Below are 6,261 nucleotides of genomic sequence, written 5' to 3'. Positions count from 1 at the left end.
GGCGCGTCCGGTGCGGCGGGGGCTGGGGCTTCCTCCTTCAGCAGCGGCAGGCGCACGGTAAACGTGCTGCCCAGGCCGGCGCCGGGACTGGCCGCCGTGGCGCTGCCGCCATGCAATTCTGCCAGGCGCCGCACCAGCGACAGGCCGATGCCCAGGCCGCCCTGAGCCCTGCCCATGTTTTGCCCCACCTGGGTGAACATGTCGAACACGGTGGCGATCGACTCGGCGGGGATGCCCACACCGCTGTCCTTGACCTCGATCAAGGCCTCGTTGCCATCGCGCAGGGCGCGCAAGCTGATGTGGCCGCCGGCGGGCGTGTATTTGGCGGCGTTGTTGAGCAAATTGCCCAGCACTTGTGCCAGCCGCGTAGGATCGGCTTCAAGCGGCAGCGCCTGCTCGTCGAGTTGCACCTGCAACTGGTGGCGGCCCGCCTCGATCAGCGGCATGCTCGTTTCCACGGCGCTGGCGATGATGGTTTTCAGGTCCGCGCGTTCCAGCTTGAGTTCGATCTGCCCCCGCGTGATGCGGGCCACGTCCAGCAAGTCGTTGACCAGGTGCACCATCTGATTGACTTGCCGTTCCATCACGTCGCGCACGCGCGACACGGTGGCGGGCTTGTCGGCGGCCAGGCGCATGATTTGCAGGCCGTTGCGGATCGGCGCCAGCGGGTTGCGCAGTTCGTGCGCCAGGGTGGCGAGGAATTCCGTCTTGCGCCTGTCCATCTCGGACAGGTTGTCGGCCAGCTGCCGCAATTGCTGCTCCGAACGCTTGCGCTCGCTGATGTCGCTGAACAGCACCGTCAGCAGGCGGCTGCCGGGCCCGCCGAGGCGCGCGGCGAAGACTTCGAACCAGCGCTCCATGGCCACGGCTTCATTTTCGTAGCGCACGGGCTCGCCCGTCTTGACGACCTGGTCATACAGGTCGAACCAGTGCTGGTCGTGGTCGGGTACGAAGCTGCGGATGGTCTTGCCGATGGCATTGTCGAGGCCCGACTGCTTGACGAAGGCGGCGTTGCCTTCCAGATAGCGGAAGTCCACGGGGCGGCCTTGCTCGTCGTACAGCATTTCGATGACGCAAAAGGCCTGGTCCATCAGCTCGATCAGGGTGCGGTAGCGTTCCTCGCTGCGGCGTAGCGCATCTTCCACCTGTTTCTGGCGCGTGATGTCGAGCAGGACGCCTGGAAATTGCAAGGGCGTGCCATCGGGTGCGTATTCCGCGCGCCCCCGCGCGATGACCGAGCGGTACTGGCCATCGCCGGCAGCGACGCGGTAGCTGGCCTCGAATGGCGTGTGGGCGTGCACGGCCTGGGCAATCTGCGCGCTGACTTGCTCGCGGTCATCGGGATGGATGATGTCCAGGTAGCGTGCCAGCGGCGCCGCCGTGGGCGCATCGGCATTGACGTGGAACAAGCGCGCCATATTGCTGTCGGCCGTCACGCGGTCGGCAACGATGTCCCAGTTCCAGGTGGCCACTTCGCCGGCCGCCAGGGTCAGGCGCAGGGTTTCCTCGTTCTGTTTGCTGGCCGTCAAGTCGAGCGAGATGCCGGACAGGGCGATCACGTTGCCGGCGCCGTCGCTGGCGCAGGTGCCGCGCATGTGCGCCCAGTGCAGCGAATTGTCGGGCCAGCGCACGCGGATGTCGATCTCGAAATCGCTGGCGCTGGCGATGGCGGCGTGCACCACCGTCTGCCACTGCTGCAGGTCGCCGTCGAGCATGGCGCCCGTCAGCTGCGCGTAACCGATGCGGCTGGCTGGCGGCAAGCCCAGATTGGCCTTGAACGCATCGGAGCACGTCATGCTGCCGCTGCCCAGGTCGATCTCCCACGTGCCCATGCGGCCGCCCTGCATGGCCAGGCGCAGCCGCTGTTCCGTCTGCCGTTGCTGCGTCACGTCGCAATGCGAGCCCAGCCATTCAACGATGCTGCCGTCGGGTGCCAGCACGGGCAGCATGCGCACGATCACGTTGCGGTAGGTGCCGCTGACGTGGCGCAGCCGGTATTCCGCTTCGAACACGGTCGTCAGATGCGACGGCATGACGTAAGGCAAGTTGCGGTCGTCCGGGTGCAGGGCATTGAGCCAGCCGCGGCCCAGCAGTTCGGCCTCGGTCTGGCCCGTGAAGGCGCGCCAGGACGGCTGGTCGGCATCGAACTGGCCGAAGGTTTTCGTGCTCCAGACGATGTCGCAATGGGCACCCAGCAGTAAATGTGCCGCCTGGGCGGCGGCGATGCAGGACGGGACGGCGTTGCTGGGCTGGCTGGGTTCTGGCATGGAGGCGATCGACGATGGTGCGGGGCGCCGCCGCCGCACTGGAATGGGGCGGCATGGCAGCTCAAGTCTGGCGATATTACAACTATTTTTACCCTCGGGGCTGTCTTGCAGGACGCCAATCCCGCTTTCGGCTGGCCAGCAGAAAAAGTCGCGCCATATGGCATGTCATGGGGGAAATGGCAAAGAAATAGCAATACACGGGCGCTATTGTGGCTGAATAACCACTAGTCGGCCCATTATGTTGACGAATGAATATTTTACATAACAATATTCTTGCCCCGCATAAGCTGCTTGAATTAAATTGGCGCCTTGCTAAAAAGTTGGTGCTCATCAGACATCCCAGAGATGCGGCCGGAACCGCTGTCCGCTTGCGCGGCAGCCAGGGCAGAGCCAGTGACGCCGAGAGCGGGGGAACATCCGCTCGCGCTGCCGCACCGTGATGGTGCGAACGATCGTCCAGCGCCGTATATAACCCGGAGACAGGTTGCAAGAAAGACAGATTTCGCAATTCTTTTTTTAAACTTCTGGGAAACCACATGATCAAGATGTCCAAGATGCACAAGCGTTTGTGCGCCAAAAGCGCCGCAATGCTGGCACTGTCCGCTGCCTTGCCTATCGGCTCGGCTTACGCTGATGAAGTCGCTGCTGATACGGCCCCTGCCGCCAGCCAGCTGGAAACCGTGACCGTCACGGCACAGCGCCGCAAGGAAAATATCCGCGACGTGCCCGTCTCCGTGTCGCTGCTGCGCGACGAGAAGCTCGACGTGCTGGTCTCCGGTGGGCAAGACATCCGCGTGCTGGCCGGCAAAGTGCCGAGCCTGAACGTGGAATCGTCGAATGGCCGCACCTTCCCCCGTTTCTACATCCGCGGCTATGGCAATACCGACTTCAACATCTTCGCATCGCAACCTGTTTCCCTGATTTACGACGATGTCGTGCAAGAAAACCCTATCCTCAAAGGCTATCCGATTTTCGACGTGGCCGGTGTGGAAGTGCTGCGCGGCCCGCAAGGCACCTTGTTCGGCCGCAATACGCCGGCCGGCGTGGTCAAGTTCGAATCTGTCAAGCCGAAGCTGGACAAGGTTGAAGGCTATTACAACGTTTCCGCCGCCACGCACAACACGACCAACTTCGACGGCGCCGTCAACGTTCCGCTGAGCAAAGAATGGGCGATGCGCGTCTCGACCTTGCGCCAGCACCGCGACGACTACGTCGACAACACGTTTACGGGCCAGAAAAACGCGCTGGACGGCTACAACGAACACGCGGAACGCGTGCAATTGATGTATGCGCCGAACGGCACCTTTAACGCCCTGTTCAACGTGCATCAGCGCAGCACCACGGGTAGTGCGCGCGTGTTCTTCGCCAACGCCATCAAGCTTGGCACGAATGACCTGGTCGACGGTTTCGATCCGAAAAAATCCTACACCGATGGCCTGAACTTCCAGGAGTTGCGCACCAATGGCGCCAGCGCCCGCCTGAGCTGGGAATTCGACGGCGTCAAGTTGTACTCGATCACTGGTTTCGAACGCGTGGGCAAGTATGTGTCGCATGGCGACATCGACGGCGGCACACCGGCGGGCCCCGGCTTCATTCCTTTCCAGGTTGAAACGGCCGGCGGCATCACCAGCGTGAAACAATACTCGCAGGAGTTCCGCGCCGAATCGAAAAATGCCGGTCCGCTCAATTGGCAGGCTGGCGTGTACTACTTCAACGAAGATGCCAACGGCTATACGGATAACTTCGGCGGTAGCGACCATGCGCTCGTTTCGCACCTGGCCAGCCGCCAGAAAAACACGGCCTGGGCTACCTTCGGTTCCGTCAACTATGCCGTCAACGATGACTTCATGCTGCGTGCCGGCTTGCGCTACACCAAGGACAAGAAGGATTTCAACACGGTGGAAGCGTCCAACGTCCCGCAAATCAACCCGACCAGCGCCGATGTCAGCAAAGCCAAAGTCAACTGGGACCTGAGCGGTACCTACAAGTACAACAAGGACGTGAACTTCTACGGCCGTATCGCCACCGGTTTCCGCGCGCCAAGTATCGCGCCGGCCAGCAAGGATGTATCTGTGACCGTGGCCGATGCGGAAACCATCACCTCGTTCGAAGCAGGCATCAAGGCCGACCTGTTCGAGCGCCGCGCCCGCGTTGCTTTCAGCCTGTACAACTACCAGGTGAAAAACCAGCAACTGACGGTCGTTGGCGGCACCTCGAACGTCACGCGCCTGATCAACGCCGCCAAGACGAATGGCCGCGGCGCGGAACTGGAACTGGAAGGTTTTGTCACGCCTAGCCTGAAGATGTCCCTGGGCGGCAGCTATAACTTCACGGAAATCAAGGACCCGAGCCTGTCGGTAACCCCGTGCCGCAGCTGCACCGTGACCGATCCGATCAACGCTGCAAACCGGGCCGTTATCGACGGCAATCCATTGCCGCAAGCGCCGAAGTGGACGATCACCGCCACGGGCCGTTATTCGATCCCGATGGAAAACGGCGAATTCTTCGTCTTCACGGACTGGGCTTACCGCAGCAAGATCAATTTCTTCCTGTATGAATCCACCGAGTTCACCGGCAAGCCGATGGTCGAAGGCGGCTTGCGCGTGGGTTACACCTGGGATGCCGGCAAGTATGAAGTGGCCGCGTTTGGCCGCAACATCACCGACACTCAGCGTATCACGGGCGCCATCGACTTCAACAACCGCACGGGCTTCATCAATGAGCCGCGTCAATTTGGCGTGCAATTCAAGGGCAACTTCTAATTGCCTGATGCCTGGCGCCGGCCCTTGCGGCTGGCGCCTGCTGCAACCCGCCGACGGCTCGCGCCGCGGCGGGTTTTTTTATGCGTGCCCGGGAAGGCGCGCCAGCCGCTGCGCCCAGGCGGGCACGGCTTGCCGCCAGAAATCTTCCACGTCGTCGGCGCGCACGTCGAGACCGAGGAAGCGGGCCGCCGGCAGCAGTGCCGACGCCAGCAGGTTCGCGGCGCTGGTGCCCGTGTCGAAGGCGAGGGCGCCCGTCTGCTTCGACAGTTTCTCGCCGCTGTCATTGACGACGACGGGCACGTGCAAGAAGCCCGGATGGGGCAAGCCCAGCACATCCTGCAGATACAACTGGCGCGGCGTGGAATCGAGCAGATCCGCCCCGCGCACCACCTGCGTGATGCCCTGCGCGCCATCGTCGACCACCACGGCCAGCTGATACGCCCAAAAGCCGTCGCCGCGCAGCACGATGAAGTCGCCCACTTCACTGGCCAGGTCCTGTTGCTGCGGCCCCGCCCAGCGGTCGGTAAAGCCGTACACGGCTTGCGGCCCCTGTGGCACGCGCAACCGCCAGGCCCGCGCCGCCTTGCCCTGCGCCAGGCCATGGCGGCAGGTGCCCGGATACACGGCGACGCCCCCCTTGGGCGCACCCGCCTGCAGCACCGAATCCTGAATCTCCTTGCGCGAACAGCCGCACGCATACACGAGGCCATCGTCCTGCAACTGTTTCAGCGCCGCCTCGTACAGCGGCAGCCTCCGGCTCTGCCACGTCGCCTCGCCATCCCAGTGCATGCCGCAGCGCCGCAGGCTGGCCAGGATACCCAGATCGGCACCCTCGACATTGCGGTCATAGTCCAGGTCTTCGATGCGCAGCAACCACGTGCCGCGATGCACCTTGGCATCGAGATAACTGGCCATGGCGGCAACAAGCGAGCCCATGTGCAGGGGACCGGAGGGAGAGGGGGCGAAGCGGCCGATGTAGGGAGGGTTTCCGTGTAAGGATATCATTCAGGAAAAATAGAATCAGGAAAATAGTAAAACACACAAAATTAATGCTTCCGTATTAAGTATCGCTGATGAAATGGTTCAAGTCAAACTTGCTGGAATGTGTTGTGCTGATGCATTACTGCAGTCGAACGTATTTAAATTGAAAATGTTTTAAAGTTGGCGATTTATGAAATACTATTAGAGTTATTATTTTTATTTCATGGAAATTTTCATGATTGATAATATAT

The 6,261-nt window shown here is 61.8% G+C and carries 3 protein-coding genes; 1 reads left to right on the top strand and 2 read right to left on the bottom strand.

Features of this window, described 5'->3' with window-relative positions; genetic code table 11:
- Positions 1-2,267, bottom strand: a 2,267-nt coding sequence (locus tag AC07X6_RS28345; protein WP_494793193.1) for a PAS domain-containing sensor histidine kinase, incomplete at its 3' end; no start/stop codon positions are given.
- Positions 2,268-2,803: 536 nt separating this feature from the next.
- On the opposite strand from AC07X6_RS28345, the gene AC07X6_RS28340 reads away from it, so the two are divergent.
- Positions 2,804-5,029: a TonB-dependent receptor gene (locus AC07X6_RS28340; protein ID WP_494793192.1), complete on the top strand. Its 2,226-nt coding sequence runs from the start codon at positions 2,804-2,806 to the stop codon at positions 5,027-5,029.
- A gap of 78 nt (positions 5,030-5,107) precedes the next feature.
- On the opposite strand, the gene gluQRS is transcribed toward AC07X6_RS28340, so the two are convergent.
- A complete protein-coding gene (gluQRS, locus tag AC07X6_RS28335; protein WP_494793191.1) occupies positions 5,108-6,034 on the bottom strand; it encodes a tRNA glutamyl-Q(34) synthetase GluQRS in 927 nt (308 codons plus the stop codon).
- Positions 6,035-6,261 lie beyond the last annotated feature (227 nt).

This window comes from Janthinobacterium sp. GW460-12-1-14-LB5 (assembly GCF_059423585.1).
The sequence above is the reverse complement of the archived record's forward strand: the minus strand, read 5'-3'. Positions and strand labels throughout refer to the sequence as shown.